Genomic DNA, 16,363 nt, shown 5'->3' on the forward strand with positions numbered 1-16,363 from the left:
CCTCCGGGCACCTTCTCCCAGCGGGAGAAGGGAAAACCACGCTCCCACGAAAGAAGAAAAGATAAGCCGCCAGCAACCAAACCCTAGTCCAACTCCAGGGTTTTCCACCCATCATTCAGCCGCCAAATGCATATTTCAGCGGCCCGCGAGTTAAAGTATGCGCACCATGTCGTCGCTTCCCGCCATTCTTCTACGCGTGCTGCTCAGCGTTGTCCTGATCTTCAACGGATCGGGCTACGCGTACGCGGCTACGCAGATGCATTTGGCCGGCGCATCGGTCGCCAGCGACACTGTCGACCACAACACGGCCGCGCACGATGCGCCGCCCTGTCATGGCGCCATGGGCGACATGACTGACCAAGACCCTGTTCCGCTGAAGGACAGCATTGCCGGCCACGATGGCCATGGCGATTCCAACTGCTGCCAGACCGACCAGTGCGACTGCGTCTGCGCCCAGCATGTTCCTGCCACCAGCCTGGCGTTCTGGCTACGCTCGCCGATGCTGGTGCGAAGCCACGTTCCGGCCTATCGCCCGGCCCAGCACCTGTCTCCCGCTTTGTTGCACCTGCAGCGACCTCCCATCGGCTAAGCCTGTTGGCCGCTTCTTGGCGGCTTTCTTACGTGTGTGCGCTGGAATCCGCGTCGCGGGCTCCAGTGCCGGTCAATCCGCGCTCTTGCGCGACATGGCCGAAAACCCCCACAGGCAATCATGGAGTCAACAATGTCTTCCGATCCTTTCGGCTTTGGACCCGATCCGGCGTTCAAGCCTTCGCGCCGGCAATTTGTCACCGGCTTGGCTATTGGCGGCGTGGCCGCGGGCCTGGGCCTTGCGCGCGCGCCGGCTTTCGCCGCCAACGCCGCCACCCTTCCCGTGCAGACACTCACCGGCACGGAATTCGATCTTGCAGTCGGCAGCTCGCTGGTCGATTTCACCGGCCGGGTGCGCCCGGCGATCACCGTCAACGGCAGCCTGCCCGCGCCTATCCTGCGCTGGCGCGAGGGCGATACCGTTACCGTGCGCGTGGCGAATCGTCTGCGCGACGTCGATGGTTCCATCCACTGGCACGGCATCCTGCTACCAGCCAACATGGACGGCGTGCCGGGCTTGAGCTTCAACGGCATTCCGCCGGGCCAGACCTATCAGTACAAGTTCGAAGTGAAGCAATCAGGTACCTACTGGTACCACAGCCATTCGCTGTTCCAGGAGCAAGCCGGGCTCTATGGCGCGCTGGTCATCGATCCGCGCGAACCGCCACCGTATCGCCATGACCGCGAACACGTGGTGCTGCTGTCGGACTGGACCGACATGGACCCGGCCGCGCTGTTTCGGCGCATGAAGAAAATGCCCGAGTACGACAACTACTACAAACGCACCGTAGGCGATTTCGTGCGTGATGTGCGTCGTGATGGACTCAGTGAAACGCTGAGCGACCGCGGCATGTGGGGGCGCATGCGAATGACGCCCACCGACATTTCCGACATCAACGCGCACACCTATACCTATCTGATGAACGGCACCGCGCCGTCCGGCAATTGGACCGGGCTATTCCGCCCCGGCGAAAAGGTGCTGCTGCGTTTCATCAACGGTTCGTCGATGAGTTATTTCGATGTACGCATTCCCGGTCTGAAGATGACCGTGGTGGCGGCTGATGGCCAATACATCCATCCGGTGACCGTGGACGAGTTCCGCATCGCGGTGGCGGAAACCTTCGACGTCATTGTCGAGCCCAGCGGACAGGATGCTTTCACGCTGTTCGCGCAGGACATGGGCCGCACCGGTTATGCACGCGGCACCTTGGCGGTAAGGCAGGGCTTGGAAGCGCCCATACCCGCGCGCGATCCGCGCCCGCTGCTGACCATGAGCGATATGGGCCATGACATGGGCGGCGGCGCGCATGCAGGTGGACATAAAGGCATGGAAGGCAGTTGCGGCGCCAACATGGCCGAAGGCAGTTGCGGCGCAAGCATGAGCAGCAAGAGCGGCGGCCACGGTGCGCACGGCGGTGGCGGCGGTGCTGCCGCGCCGGTGCATCCGGCCAGCGAAACCGGCAACCCGCTGATCGACATGCAGTCGGGGGCCAGCGACCCGAAACTCTCCGACCCCGGTATCGGTCTGCGCGATAACGGCCGCAAGGTGCTGACCTATGGCGACATGAAAAGCCTGTTCTCCGACCCCGACGGTCGCGAGCCCAGCCGCACCGTGGAACTGCACCTGACCGGGCATATGGAGAAGTTCGCCTGGTCCTTCGACGGCATTCCCTTTGCCGGCGCCGAGCCATTGCGACTGAACTACGGCGAGCGCATGCGCATCGTGCTGGTCAACGACACCATGATGCAGCACCCCATACATCTGCATGGCATGTGGAGTGATCTCGAAGACGAGAATGGCGAGTTCCATCTGCGCAAACACACCATCGACATGCCGCCGGGCACTCGCCGCAGCTACCGCGTACGCGCGGATGCGTTGGGTCGCTGGGCCTATCACTGCCACCTGCTCTACCACATGGAAGCCGGCATGATGCGGGAAGTGAGGGTGGAGGAATGAACATGTCCATTCGGATCTCCCTCAAGCTGTTGACCGCCGCGCTCGCCTTGGCAATTCACGGCAATGCGTTGGCGCAGCATGACCATTCGCAGCACCAGGCCGCGACGCCGGAGCCGGCAGAACAACCCACGCCCACCGACCACACGCAACACGGCACACAGACCAAGGAATCGCCTCCCGTCGAGCCGGTCGATCATTCCAAGATGGACCATTCCAAGATGGATCATTCCGGCATGGACGACAAAGACGCAGACCACAGTGGCATGGATCATTCGCAGATGGGGCACGGGCAACCAGCCGAGAGCAAGCCTACGGTCGATCACGCGGCGATGGGCCATGGCAGCGGCGTGACGCAGCAGCCCATTGAACCGATTCCCGAAATCACCGATGCCGACCGCGCCGCTGCTTTTGCACCGGTCAATCACGATGCGATGGAACACGCATCCAGCATCAACTCCATGGTGCTGTTCAATCGTCTGGAAACCTGGGATGCCGATCATGGCAACGGCCAAGCCTGGGAAGGCAGCGCGTGGATCGGTAGCGATTTGAATCGCCTGTGGCTGCGCAGCGAAGGCGAACGCGAAGACAGGCGAACCGAAGCTTCCGATCTTGAAGTGCTGTATGGCCGCAGTGTTTCTCCCTGGTGGGATGTGGTGGCGGGCGTGAAACATGAGTTCCGCCCCGGCGACTCGCGCAGCTGGGCGGCGTTCGGCGTGCAAGGGCTGGCGCCATACAAGTTCGAAGTTCAAGCGACCGCTTACGTGGGCGAATCGGGACAGATCGCTGCCACCGTTGAAGTGGAGTACGAACTATTGCTGACCAACCGGCTGATCCTGCAACCGCTGGTCGAAGCGCGCCTATCGGCGAAGGACGAACCGGAGTACGGCAACGGATCGGGCTTGAACACTATCGAGGCCGGCCTCCGGCTGCGCTACGAAATCAACCGCCGCTTCGCGCCGTACGTGGGCGTCGTGCACGAACGCGCCTTCGGAGACACCGCCGATTACCACCGTGCCGCGGGCGAAGACGTGCGCGATACGCGCGTGATCGCCGGCTTACGCATCTGGTTCTGACGGAGGACTTCGCGATGTCATCAACCAAACGCAGAACATTGCTCGTGCTATTCGGCCTGGTAGTCGTCGTCGTGGTGGCGACTTCGGGTTTCGTCTGGTCGGGTGCTTATGATGTCGGCGCGGATGCACCGCACACGCGCCCGGTCTATGCACTTCTCGAAACCGTCCGCGATCGCTCCATCAAGACACGCGCCGCTTCACTCCAGGTTCCGGACCTGAGCGATCCGACACGTGTCGTTCAAGGCTCCGGCAACTACCAGGCCATGTGCGCGGGCTGCCATCTGGCCCCGGGCATGGCGGCGACCGAGCTCAGCCAGGGCCTCTACCCTGCCCCGCCCGATTTGACCAAGATGGCGACCTCGCCAGCGGAAGCGTTCTGGGCGATCAAGCACGGCATTAAATCGTCCGGCATGCCCGCCTGGGGCAAGAGCATGCAGGACGAATACATCTGGAATCTTGCCGCGTTTCTGCAGGAACTACCTGAGTTGAATCCTGAGCAATACAAGGCAATGGTGGCGCAGAGTGGCGGGCATTCGCATGGCGGTGGCGAAGCGATGCCGGAATCCAAAGGCATGGGTAGCGACGCGGGTCATCATGGTGACCAGAAGCCCGCTACTCATCCACACACCGACTCGGCACCGCATTCGCATGAGGAAGCAAAAACAGATTCCGGTTCGCAACCGGAAAAGAAAGATACTTCGTCGGCACCTCATGATGACCATGCCGATGATGGGCATCAGCATTAGTTCCCAATGAAACTCTCCGTCGTCATCCCGATGGCCGAGGCCCAGTGCCTTGCACTCCGGATGGTCAAAGTCGCAGGGTCCCGGCCTTCGCCGGGATGACGACGGTTTTCTGTACGAACAAACCTTCGGTACCAAGCCGTTTTTCTAACCATATCGAATTGCAGTCAAGTGAAAAGGAATCTCCTATGTTTCCCTCAGTAATCGCTCGTTCCACCGCCATCGCCACAATCGCGATCTTGCTATCCGCTTGCGGCGCTGCTCAAAACTCCGCGATGGATATTGCGAAGACCACCAGCGGAACTCTGCCGCTGGCCTCTGCGCAAGCAGCATCGACCGCACCGGCAAAGCCTTCCACTTCGCATTCATCCTCAACCAAGACGCTGCCCAAGGTGCTCGTGCATAAAAGCGAAAGCTGCGGCTGCTGCGGAGCGTGGGCAGATCACTTGCGAAGTGCCGGCTTCACAGTGGAAGTCCGCAATTCCGACGATCTGCAGCCGGTGAAGCAGCGCCTGGGAATCACCCCGAGCATGATGTCCTGCCACACCGCGGAAGTCGGCGGCTACTTTGTGGAAGGCCACGTGCCCGCGGCAGACATCAAGCGCTTGCTGGCGGAGAAACCTGACGTGAAGGGTTTGGTGCTGCCCGGCATGCCGCTGGGTTCACCTGGCATGGAAGTTCCGGATGGGCGGGTGCAGCCGTACGTGGTATCTGCCGTCGACAAGCAAGGCCAGTTGAGCGACTACGCACATCACGGGCATTGAGCCGAAACCCTGTAGGAGCGCCGTCCCGGCGCGAGCTCTTTCCTTCAGATCGCGATAGGAGCGAAGAGCTCGCGGCGAGACGCCGCTCCGCGCCCCGATAGCCACTCAATGAACACGGTCAAGAACGCGCCGCAGCGCGTCCAGACGGCGAACAGTAGGTTTCAATGGCTCTTCAGACCTGACAGAAAGAGCTCGCGGCGGGGCGCCGCTCCGCGCCCCGATAGCCACTCAATGAACACGGTCAAGAACGCGCCGCAGCGCGTCTAGATGGCGAACAGCAGGCTTCATTGGCTCTTCGGACCTGACGGAAGAGCTCGCGGCGGGACGCCGCTCCGCGCCCCGATAGCCACTCAATGAACACGGTCAAGAACGCGCCGCAGCGCGCCTAGATGGCGAACAGCAGGCTTCATTGGCTCTTCGGACCTGACAGGAAGAGCTCGCGGCGGGACGCCGCTCCTACAAAAGCGAAGCCACGCCTGAAAACGGCGCTGCTATATCTTAAAATCATCAAACGCAATCCGTTCTTCCGCCACGCCCAGCCTTTGCAACAGTTGCCGGGTGGCCGACAACATCGCCGGCGGTCCGCAAAGGTAGAAGTCGCAGGCATGCAGATCGGGATGGTCGCGAAGCAGCTTCTCGTGCGCGATTTCGTGCACTAGCCCCTTCAATAGCCCTGCGCCGCATTCGGCCTCTTCCGACAGCACCAAGTGCCAGCTGAAATTCGGATAGCGGCGAGCCAGCTCTGTCATTTCTTCCACGTAGGGCGCTTCACGCAGGTGGCGTGCGCCGTACCAGAAATGAATGCGTTCACTGGCGCCCGCATCCAGACAGGCATGCACCATCGCGCGTAGCGGCGCCATGCCCGCCCCGCCGCCGATGAATATCTTCTCGCGGCCGCCGGGCTTGAGTGCGAAATCGCCGAACGGCCCGCTAAACCGGACAAGGTCGCCGGCTTTCAGCGCATACAGATAGGTAGAGCCTTTACCCGCCGGCTGGCGTTTCTTGTCCTGGCGGCCCGGGCTGAAACGCGCCAGCAAGGTCAGATGGCCGCCCGCTTTCTCGACCGGCAACGACAAGGAATACGAACGCCGCACCGGTTCCTTGTTGGTCAGCGTGGGTGGCAGATCCAACGCCGACCATTCGTCGCGATGGTGCTCGGGATGGGCAATGTCGTGCTTGCTTAGCGAATAGTCCGGCACATGGATCTGCAGATAGGCGCCTGGGCGAAAATCGGACGTAGCGACGGGAGGCGCTTTCAGCACGATCTCGCGCAGGAACGGCGTTACCGCCCGCACGCTCTCCACGGTAGCCGTGTGCTCCGTCCACAACCCCGCACCGCCGGTAACCTCCACCTGAGTGTCAGCATCGACGCGGAGATTGCAGGCCAGCCGATAACCCAACTTCAATTTGCTTTCGGTCAAATGTGCGCGGTCGGCGCTGGTGGGTTCCGGCGCGTTGCCACGAAAGCGCACCTCGCACAAACCGCAACTCTGCCCGCCACCGCAGTTGGACGGCAGTTGCAGCCCCTGCCGCGCCAGCGCCAGATAAACACTGTCACCCGCAGGCGCGTCGACTGTACGCAACCGGGTGCCGTCCGGATCGAACACCGCCAGTTCGCGTGCGCGCCGCCAGCGCTGGGGAACGAATTCGCTTAGGCGGAAGCTGGCGACCAACAACCAGATGCCACACAGCGCCAGCCACAGCCCGCCAATACCCATCATGACTACCAGCGGATTATTGAAGTTCGTCCGCCCGGTGTAGTCCATGATGTGCAGCATCCAGAACACATCAAACAAGCGCCACGTGCGGTTGCGATGCTCCAGCACGGTACCGTTTTGAGCGGAAACGTAGACGGTGGTGTCCTCCGCGTCTGCGAAATCCACCCGCCACAATGGTCCTTCGTGATCGCGTGCTTCCAGCGTCTTGTCCAGGCGTTGCGCCGGTGCCGGACGCCCATCGCCGGTGTAGGACGCCGCCGCCAATGCGGTCGCGAGCGTCGCATCAACGGCAATATCGCGGCCGCTGACAGCATCGATCAAGCGAGTACCTTTCTCGCTGACCAATTCATAGACGGGGCGCTGCAGCAGCCATCTCGCCGACAAGCTAAGCACTGGTGCCGGCGATGCCGCAACAACCCTCGTGGGTGAAAGCAGTCCCCGTGGCAGCGGGCGATCCGGATGGGGGTGTGCACGGAACGTATGCCCCTGCACCTTGTCGTGATCCAGCAGGCTCATCATCAGGCCGCTGGTCATCCACAGCACCAGTTGCAAGCCGACAAGCAAGCCTAGCCATTTATGCATCTTCCGCATCCAGGGCGTCATGCGGCGGTCCTCCGGCGGAAGCTGTAGAACAACAGCCAGACGCCACTGAGCGCCAGACACAAACCGATGGCAGCGGCCACGCGCAGCAGGTTGTTGTTGACGTCGCTGCGCTCTTCATAATCCATGATGTGGAACATCCACAAGAAGTCGAACCAGCGCCACAGACTGTGCCTGCGCGCCAACAATGCGCCGGTGTCCGGCGAGAAATAGAGCGTGGTATCGCCGCGATCGGCGAAGTGCACGGCCCACATCGGCACCGGCCGGGTAGCGACTTCCTGCGGCGCGCGAATGATCCATTCGACACTGCGCACACCGGCATCGCCCTGGTAGATCGACATAGCCAACGACCGCACCGTGGCTTTGTCCAAAGGGCTGACACGCGCACCAGTGACAGCATCCAGCAACAAGCTGCGGTCTCCTTGGCGTAGCTCAAAAACCTCCTTGCCGTGCAGGCGCTTCAATCGGTACGACGTGATGCCGGGATAACGGTCTGCCAATGCGGCCGGATCCATGCGTTGCGCCGTGGCATCCAAAGGCGCTTCCTGCATATGCGCCAAGTGATCGCCATGAATGATGTCCAGTGAAACAACGGTCATGTAGACGCCGCTGATCATCCACAGCAGTGCCTGCACACCAACGACCAAGCCGATCCATTTGTGGGCGCGGCGCGCCCAGAATGCGGGTTTCATGCGGTAAGGCTTCCTGTTCGACTGCGTTCAAGGGCCGCGAACGGCTCCGCCGGCAGAGGCCGGCGAAGCCGCGTGCGATCACCCGCGTATCACCAGCGATATCCGATGCGCGCGTACCAGCGACGACCCAGCAAGTCGTAGGTCATGGTATCGGTATTGGCGTCGGTATAGCTCTGGATGAACGGTGCTTCCTTGTCCCACAGATTGTCGACGCCCAGCGCCACGTCGAAGGCATCGTTGACCGCATATTTCAGCTGCACATTGTGGTACGTCACGCTGGGGGCGTGATCGCCAATGTCCCCTGGCGCAGCGTTGATGTCGTCAGCCGAACCGATGTATTGCAGGCTGTAGGAACCCGACCAAGCATCTCGCGCCATCGTCAACGACGTGAACGCCCGCCACTGCGTGTAGCTGCCCTGACCACCGGTGATCTTGCCCGCGTAGTCGATCTCCTCGCCTCCGGGATACGGGACGAAATCGTACCGATCCAGATAGGACAGATCGAAGTTGATGGTGGTGTCCCAGCCTGCCATCTGCAGTTCGTACAACATGCCCAGATCGATGCCGGAAACGCGTTCGCTAGCCGTGTTGACGGGTTGGGCGGACAGGAAATCCACTTCGCCAGTGACCGGATTGCGGGTGAAATGTTCACTGCCGCAGAACGGGTGCGCCAGGTCGGGCGTGTTGTAGCACAGCGACAACTTGGTCGAACCGGCCACGCTGCGGATCGCGTTGTCGATCTTGATGTCGTAGTAATCCAACGTGAGGGTCAGGCCCTCGGCGAACGCTGGCGTCCAGACCGCACCCACGGTGAACGTTTCGGCGTCTTCCGGTTCCAGGTCGACGTTGCCGCCGGTGGTGGTCAGGATGGTGTTGCCTAATTGCGTATATCCCACCGGCACGCCATACGCCTGGCAGTTCTGGTAAATGGTGGACGATGCCGGCTGGCTGCTCCAGCCACTGCAAGGATCGGCGGTGGTCAGATTGCCTTCGGAAACGCCGCCGAACAGCTCCGGCACGTTGGGCACACGGAATGCGGTGGAATAGATACCGCGCAATTTCAAACTGGGCACCACCTGCCAGTCCAAACCGACTTTGTAGTTGACGTCGTTGCCGAACAGGTCGTAATCGGAATACCGCGCCGCCGCGTTGAATGTCAGAGATTCAGCCAGCGCCATGCCCTGCAGCAACGGCACGGCGAACTCCACGAACGCTTCCTTGGCCGTGTACTCGCCGTCGATGCGCTGCTGCGCATTGCTGTTGGCGATACCCATCTGCGTCAGCTGATCCGGATCGCGCCAGCCACGGTCCTTGCGCACTTCCACACCGGTGGCGAATCCCACCCATCCTGCCGGCATTTCGAACAACTGTCCGGACAGATTGGCGGTGAAGCTGCGTTGCTCATTGCCGCCGGTATCGCGCGTGGTGAACAGGATATAGTCCAGCACTTCCTGGCTGACATCGCCGTAGCCCAGATAATCCGCGCAGGGAATCGCTGCCCCGGGTGCATTGCTGCATAGTGCGGTGTTGAGCGTCTGGTCCACGCGGTCGAGATTGGCGACGTTGGTGGAACCATCATCGCCCGTATTGCGGCCCCAGTTGATGGCGGCGTTCCATTCCCAACCCGTGCCGAAGCGCCCCTCCAGGCCCAGCACTGCGCGGAACGTGTCGGTTTCCTGGTAGAACTGGCGCGGACCGGCTTCTTCCAGGCGTTTGCGTTGCAGCACCAGGTTTTGGCCGGTGGGATTGGTGGGGTGATTGGCGGCGATATTGATGGCGCGGTATTGGCCGATGGCACCAGGCGTCGCCAATTGGTTGGAGCGCCGATTGGTAAACATCAGCTCGGTGAACAGATTCAGGTCTTCGCCCAGCACCATGTCGCCAAAAGCGCTGAAGCTCAGGCGCTTGATCGGGTTTACCGCATTGAGCGACGGGTTGCCGTTGTAGTTGTGGATGGAGGAATACGGTTCGTAGAAATCGCCGTCGCCGTTCGGGTCTTGGTTGAAGTTGACCGTGGTCCCGTTGGCCAGGCGCGCGCGGCCGCCGATGGTGGCGGAACTGCCCACGCATTCCAGCCGGCCATCGACTTCGCCCAGTCCGCACGGAGCGCGGCTGGCCATGTTGACCGCTTCGCTTTCCGAATAGCTGACAGAAGCCATTAGCGAGCCGCGATCGCTACTGGTGCCCCAGGAAAGATCGAACGCGTAGTCGGCGCCGTCGCCCTGGAAGGTTTCGCCGTAGCGGGCATTGAGCTGCGCGCCATCGAATTCTTTCTTGGTGATGATGTTGACCACGCCCGCCACTGCATCCGCGCCATAAATCGCCGATGCGCCGTCCTTCAGCACTTCGATGCGGTCGATCATCGCCACGGGAATGACGTTGAGATCTACCGATGCGTTTGCCCCGGTGCCGCCGTTGACGATGCGCCGGCCATTGAGCAGCACCAGCGTACGGTTGATGCCCAACCCACGCAGATTCACCTGGGTGGTGCCGTAGCCGTTGTTCGCCCAATAGGCGTTGGTCTGGCTGCCCGCAAAGCCGGCTGAAGCCGGTAACCGCTGCAGCAGTGTTTCGATGGTGGTCGCGCCGGAGCGTTCGATGGTTTCAGCATCGACCACCGTTACCGGGCCGACACCGGATATCTGCGCACGTTTGATGTGGCTGCCAGTGACAGTGACCGTATCCATGGTCTTGGCCTGCTCGGCCGCCGATTGAGTGGGAGCTTCCTGCGCTTGCGAAGGATTGGCAGCGGCGACGCACAGCAGCACGCCGATGGCAGCAGCCAAAGGATGGCGTTGGGAATGCATGGGTTCTCTCCCCCAGGATTGGGTCTTGTCGGGATGAATCTTGTCCGATGGGCTGGCGCGGCAGCGTGTGCACCGCGAAGCCACAGGACGGAAGCGCCGCCGCGAAGGCGACCAGACAAGATCAACTGATCGGAGGTCGGAAAACCGGAGAGATATCGTTGCGTGGGCTCAGTGTGTTCAGCCGGTCCGCATAGACGGATGCCAGCGCGTGCTGAGCAGAGAAAGGCACCGGGGCGTTATCTGGAAAAAACGTAAGGGCACAGCTGCACGAACAGGCCGATTGGCCGCCGCAATCGCAATCATGCTGCAGCCCGCTGTCGCTTTTTCCTTTTTCCGAGGCCGCGAGCGGAACGTCTTCTTCGCAATCGGCCGCGGCGTCACCGGAAGTTTTCGCGGCGGCAGCCGCATGCGCGATTCCCTCCACCGCCATGTGCGTGGATGCCCACGCATTGACCGCGCCGCCCACGCAAAGGACGAAGATCAGGAACAACCGCAGCAGGTGATTGGCGCGCGTCATGCGGGGGATGGGTTTCACCACGAGTTCTCGGCACCAGCAATAACATGTGCAAAAAACGCATGTCAACTTTTCGCGCGCATCGGCGATAAACGGGCGAGAACGTGTTCGAGTTGGTGCTTCGCACGCGCCATATCGGTGCAACTGCGGTCGCTGCGTCCGTGTGCGCGGATCAGCTGAAGCGACGAGAACGATTCAAGCAATATGAACTCGTCATCCCGGCGAAGGCCGGGACCCAGTGACTTTGCACTCCAGACGGCAGGCACGAATGGCGATCAAGGCGCTGGGTCCCGGCCTTCGCCGGGATGACGACGGATTTTCGCTACAAACTGTTTCTGCTCCGGGCCCAAACAAACCCTTGACTCTGGACTAGAGTCCAGACTGCACAATGGCCACATCCTCCCCTGGAGCCCCCCATGAACATCGGACAGCTCGCACGCCAGGCCGGCGTTGCCATCGACACCATCCGCTACTACGAACGGCAGCATCTGCTGCCCTCGCCCCCGCGCAGCCCGAGTGGCTACCGCCGCTACCAGGCCGAAGACGCCACGCGGCTGAACTTCATCCGCCGCGCCAAGGCGCTGGGCTTCACTCTGGACGAGATCCGCGAACTGCTCTCGCTCACTGCCTCCGCCAACACCGACATGGCGGCCATGAAAACCGCTGCCACCGCCAAGCTCGAGGTCGTGGAACAGCGCCTTGCGGAACTGGCTCGCATGCGCGACGCACTGCGCACCCTCGTCGATGCCTGCCCCGGCCACGGTGAACTGGAGCGGTGTCCCATTCTCAACGCCCTGGTGGAGGATCAAGCATGAATTCCACCTCGCACGGCGATCACCAGCATCATGGCCATGGGCACAACCAGGAGCACAAGCACGGGCACGAACCCGCGCCCAAGCCGGCCGGCTCCAAACCAACTTGCTGCAGCCATCACCCTGAAAAAGCACGGGTAGCTAGCGACGCGGAGGTCCGGGATCCCGTTTGCGGCATGACCGTGGATCCGTCGCAAACACCGCACCACGCGCAGCATGATGGCGAGACCTATCACTTCTGTTCTGCCGGGTGCCGCGGCAAGTTCGTGGCCAATCCGGGAAAGTACCTGCAATCCGGCAAAACCGAACCTGTAGTCGCGCCGCCCGGTGCCAAATACACCTGCCCCATGCATCCGGAAATCATCCGCGATGCGCCAGGCACCTGCCCGATCTGCGGCATGGCGCTGGAGCCGATGATGCCGTCGCTGGATGACGACGAGAACCCGGAACTAACCGATTTCCGTCGCCGTTTCTGGTGGACGCTGCCGCTCAGCGTGGCGACCTTGATGCTGGCGATGGCCGGACAGTACCTGCATATGATTTCGCCGACGCTGCGTAGCTGGGGAGAACTGGTTCTGAGTACGCCGGTGGTGCTGTGGGCGGCCTGGCCGTTCTTCGTGCGCTGGGCGCAATCCATTCGCAATCGCAGTCCCAATATGTGGACGTTGATCGGCACAGGCGTGCTCGCTGCCTACGGCTATAGCGTGGTCGCCACCGTCGCTCCGGAGATTTTCCCGGCGTCGTTCCACGAGCACGGCCGGGTAGGCGTCTACTTCGAAGCGGCAGCGGTGATCGTTTCGCTGACGCTACTGGGACAACTGCTGGAACTCAAAGCGCGTTCGCAAACTTCGGCGGCGATCAAGAGCCTGTTGGGCCTGGCGCCGAAAACCGCGCGTCGATTGCACGATGACGGCAGCGAGGAAGACATCGAACTCAGCCATGTGCATGTGGGCGACCGCCTGCGCGTGCGTCCGGGTGAGAAGGTGCCGGTGGACGGTGTGGTGCTGGAAGGCCGTTCGCATGTCGACGAATCGATGCTGACCGGCGAACCCATCCCTGTGGCCAAATCGGTAGGAGATCGCGTGATCGGCGCCAGCATGAATAGCGCCGGCAGCTTGGTCATCCAAGCGGAGAAAGTAGGCAGCGACAGCGTGCTGGCGCAGATCGTACAGCTGGTGGCGCAGGCCCAGCGTTCGCGCGCGCCGATGCAACGCATGGCCGACAAGGTGTCGTTCTGGTTCGTGCTGGCGGTGCTGACGTCGGCAGTCCTGACGTTTCTCGGCTGGGGATTGTTCGGTCCCTCACCCTCATGGACCTATGCGGTACTCAACGCGGTATCGGTACTGATCATCGCCTGTCCCTGTGCCCTGGGCCTGGCGACGCCGATGTCGGTAATGGTGGCGACCGGTCGCGCCGCGCAGGCGGGCGTGCTGTTCCGCGATGCGGAAGCGATCGAGACGCTGCGCAAGGTCGACACGCTGATCGTGGATAAGACAGGCACGCTGACTGAAGGCCGTCCCGCGTTCCGCGAAGTGATCGCACAGGCGCCGTATTCGGATGAAGAAGTACTGCGTTTGGCCGCCAGCTTGGACGCTGGAAGCGAACATCCTTTGGCGCAAGCGATCGTGACTGAAGCGCGCACTCGTGGTTTGGCGCTCTCGCCGACCGAGGATTTCGAATCGTCCACCGGCATCGGCGTGCACGGTGTGGTGGAAGGTCGCTCGCTGGCGCTGGGCAATACCGTGTTGATGGCCGAAGCCGGCGCTGATGTTGCGCCTCTACGTGAAGCCGCCGAGCGTCTGCGTGGAGAAGGCGCCAGCGTGATGTTCCTGGCTGTGGACGGCATGGCGGCCGGATTGATCGCCGTGGCCGACCCCATCAAAGCCACCACACCGGCCGCGCTGGAAGCCCTGCACCGCGCCGGCTTGCGCGTTGTAATGGCTACCGGCGACGGAGTGACCACCGCACGTGCCGTCGCCAAGGAGCTGGGCATCGACGAGGTGCACGGAGAAGTGAAGCCGGCGGACAAGGCAGCATTGGTCGAGACGTTGAAGAAGCAAGGGCGACGTGTGGCGATGGCCGGCGACGGCATCAATGATGCTCCCGCGCTCGCGGCGGCCGACGTCGGCATCGCCATGGGCACCGGCACCGATGTGGCGATGTCCAGCGCCCAGGTCACGCTCGTCAAGGGCGACCTGCGCGGCATCGTGCGTGCCCAGGCCGTCTCCGAAGCCACCGTGCGGAACATGCGGCAGAACCTCGGCTTCGCCTTCCTCTACAACGCGCTGGGCGTGCCGGTGGCCGCGGGGCTGCTGTATCCCATCAGCGGTTTGCTGCTTTCGCCGATGCTCGCCGCACTGGCGATGAGCCTGAGTTCGGCGTCGGTAGTCGGCAACGCGTTGCGGTTGCGTGGTTTGCGGCTTAAGGGAGATTGATTTGCCGGGACCGCGAGCAGCCGTCGGGAGCATGATTTCGACCTACGCCGCGTAAGTCGGCCCTACGCAGCCGACGCGCTAAGATGCCCTGGGGCCATATCGAACAGGGGGAGCGCGTTGGAAGGACAATCAACTCAAGCGGCAAACGGGCACGGCGTGAAAGCGTCGCCGTGGCGTTACGTACTGCTTGTGGCACTACCCATACTGGGCGCAGTGGCGCTTTCCCTGTACTTCGGCGGTCCGGGATCGATCGTTCGCACAGCCCCCGCGGCTACGGTGCATCTTTCCTCGCCACTGGCGCGCTTTCTGCTGCAACTCTTGACGGTACTTATTGCCGCCAAGAGTGCGGGATGGCTGCTACGCCGGCTGGGGCAACCGGCCGTCATTGGCGAAATGGCTGCCGGTTTGCTGCTGGGTCCGCTGCTGTTCGGCGCAGTGCTTCCGCAAACCCAGGCTTGGCTGTTCGCTCCTGAATCGCTGGGCGCGCTGTCGCTGGTCAGCCAGCTGGGCGTGTTGATGTTCCTGTTCGTTGCCGGCGCCGAGTTCGAGCTTTCCAGCCTCCGCGACCGGCGTGGATTCGCGCTGCTGGTCAGTCATGCCGGTATCGCACTGCCCTTTCTATGCGGCGTGCTGCTGGCCTTCGCCCTTTACCGCGAACATGCACCCGCTGGCGTCGAGTTCACCAGTTTCGCATTGTTCATGGGCATCGCCCTGAGCATCACCGCGTTTCCGGTACTGCTACGCATTCTGTCCGATCGCGGAATCGGCAACACGCCATTGGGGCGCATCGCGATCGCTTGCGCGGCGCTGGGCGATGCGAGCGCCTGGTGTTTGTTGGCGGCCATCGTCGCCTCGGTGCAAGCCGATGGTTGGGGCATGGTGTTGATGAGCTTGGGTGGCACCGCGGTGTTCGCGGTCGCCATGATCGCTGGGCTACGGCCCTGGATGGCGAAACAGGCGATTGCCCCGGGAAAGGAAGGGCGCAGCCTGATTGGTCTGTTGCTGCTGGCACTGACGGCGGCGCTTATCACCGAACTGCTGGGGATCCATGCTCTTTTTGGCGCATTCCTGGCCGGCATCGCCGTATCCGGCAATGCACGCTTGCGGGACCTGCTGGTGCAGCGCGTGGAGCCATTGGCGATCGCCCTGCTGCTTCCGTTGTTCTTCGCCATGACTGGACTGCGCCTGCGGATCGACGGCTGGCAGATGAGCGATCTGGCGCTCTGCGCTGGCGTGATCGCCGTTGCCACGCTCGGTAAGTTCGGCGGCACCTGGCTGGCGGCGCGTTCGGCGGGCATGCCGTCCGCGGAAGCGAGCAAGCTCGGCGTGCTGATGAACACTCGCGGCTTGATGGAGCTGATCGTTCTGAACCTGGGCTACGAACTCGGCCTGATCGGCGACCGCTTGTTCGCCGTACTCGTGATCATGGCGCTGATGACTACGGCAATGACCGGGCCCCTGCTGGAGTTGCTGGATCGTCGCTCGCGCTTGCGCGCCCGCGAACTGAGTTGACGCACTGTTGTAGAGCCGAGCTTGCTCGGCTGCTCTTCGATACGTGCGCGGCAAGCAAAAGCAGCGGAGCAAGCTCCGCTCTACAAGAAACGCCTGTAGACGGCTATTCGCTATCGCATGCCGTTGCGACGGCCTCATGGCTACTGAC

General features: G+C 62.3%; 12 protein-coding genes. 8 read left to right on the top strand and 4 right to left on the bottom strand.

The window, feature by feature from the left end:
* The first annotated feature begins 166 nt into the window (after nucleotides 1-166).
* The 5 genes from AADW18_RS03320 (at nucleotide 167) to AADW18_RS03340 (ending at nucleotide 5,125) form a co-directional block, all read left to right on the top strand.
* A complete protein-coding gene (locus tag AADW18_RS03320) occupies nucleotides 167-589 on the top strand; it encodes a CopL family metal-binding regulatory protein (RefSeq protein ID WP_337341917.1) in 423 nt (140 codons plus the stop codon).
* 132 nt (nucleotides 590-721) lie between these two features.
* Complete coding sequence (locus AADW18_RS03325) at nucleotides 722-2,545, top strand: copper resistance system multicopper oxidase (RefSeq protein WP_337341918.1); 1,824 nt, start codon at nucleotides 722-724, stop codon at nucleotides 2,543-2,545.
* The gene (locus tag AADW18_RS03330; RefSeq protein ID WP_337341919.1) at nucleotides 2,542-3,618 is read left to right on the top strand and encodes a copper resistance protein B; all 1,077 of its coding nucleotides are present in this window, start codon (nucleotides 2,542-2,544) and stop codon (nucleotides 3,616-3,618) included. The genes AADW18_RS03325 and AADW18_RS03330 overlap by 4 nt, the downstream gene beginning before the upstream one ends.
* A 14-nt stretch (nucleotides 3,619-3,632) precedes the next feature.
* Nucleotides 3,633-4,364, top strand: a complete 732-nt coding sequence (locus AADW18_RS03335; RefSeq protein ID WP_337341920.1) for a cytochrome c — start codon at nucleotides 3,633-3,635, stop codon at nucleotides 4,362-4,364.
* 185 nt (nucleotides 4,365-4,549) lie between these two features.
* Nucleotides 4,550-5,125, top strand: a complete 576-nt coding sequence (locus AADW18_RS03340) for a DUF411 domain-containing protein (protein WP_337341921.1) — start codon at nucleotides 4,550-4,552, stop codon at nucleotides 5,123-5,125.
* A 491-nt stretch (nucleotides 5,126-5,616) separates the two neighbouring features.
* Here AADW18_RS03340 and AADW18_RS03345 read toward each other — a convergent pair whose 3' ends face one another.
* The 4 genes from AADW18_RS03345 to AADW18_RS03360 all read right to left on the bottom strand — a co-directional run bounded on the left by AADW18_RS03345 (nucleotide 5,617) and on the right by AADW18_RS03360 (nucleotide 11,459).
* The gene (locus AADW18_RS03345; RefSeq protein WP_337341922.1) at nucleotides 5,617-7,425 is read right to left on the bottom strand and encodes a 2Fe-2S iron-sulfur cluster-binding protein; all 1,809 of its coding nucleotides are present in this window, start codon (nucleotides 7,423-7,425) and stop codon (nucleotides 5,617-5,619) included.
* A 17-nt stretch (nucleotides 7,426-7,442) separates the two neighbouring features.
* Complete coding sequence (locus AADW18_RS03350) at nucleotides 7,443-8,135, bottom strand: PepSY domain-containing protein (protein ID WP_337341923.1); 693 nt, start codon at nucleotides 8,133-8,135, stop codon at nucleotides 7,443-7,445.
* Between the two features lie 89 nt (nucleotides 8,136-8,224).
* On the bottom strand, nucleotides 8,225-10,942 hold the full coding sequence (locus tag AADW18_RS03355) for a TonB-dependent receptor (RefSeq protein ID WP_337341924.1): 2,718 nt from the start codon (nucleotides 10,940-10,942) through the stop codon (nucleotides 8,225-8,227).
* 121 nt (nucleotides 10,943-11,063) lie between these two features.
* The gene (locus AADW18_RS03360; protein WP_337341925.1) at nucleotides 11,064-11,459 is read right to left on the bottom strand and encodes a CopL family metal-binding regulatory protein; all 396 of its coding nucleotides are present in this window, start codon (nucleotides 11,457-11,459) and stop codon (nucleotides 11,064-11,066) included.
* Nucleotides 11,460-11,872: 413 nt separating this feature from the next.
* On the opposite strand from AADW18_RS03360, the gene AADW18_RS03365 reads away from it, so the two are divergent.
* From AADW18_RS03365 to AADW18_RS03375, 3 genes are all read left to right on the top strand, one after another.
* Nucleotides 11,873-12,271, top strand: coding sequence for a MerR family transcriptional regulator (locus AADW18_RS03365; protein ID WP_337341926.1), 399 nt, complete (start codon nucleotides 11,873-11,875; stop codon nucleotides 12,269-12,271).
* Nucleotides 12,268-14,703, top strand: coding sequence for a heavy metal translocating P-type ATPase (locus AADW18_RS03370; RefSeq protein ID WP_337341927.1), 2,436 nt, complete (start codon nucleotides 12,268-12,270; stop codon nucleotides 14,701-14,703). Before AADW18_RS03365 ends, AADW18_RS03370 begins: the two co-directional genes overlap by 4 nt.
* 189 nt (nucleotides 14,704-14,892) lie before the next feature.
* Nucleotides 14,893-16,215 (top strand): cation:proton antiporter, encoded by a 1,323-nt coding sequence (locus AADW18_RS03375; RefSeq protein ID WP_337341928.1) that lies wholly within the window; start codon nucleotides 14,893-14,895, stop codon nucleotides 16,213-16,215.
* Nucleotides 16,216-16,363 lie beyond the last annotated feature (148 nt).

The sequence above is a fragment of the Pseudoxanthomonas sp. CCNWLY206-1 genome (assembly GCF_039710385.1).
Taxonomy (GTDB): domain Bacteria; phylum Pseudomonadota; class Gammaproteobacteria; order Xanthomonadales; family Xanthomonadaceae; genus Pseudoxanthomonas_A.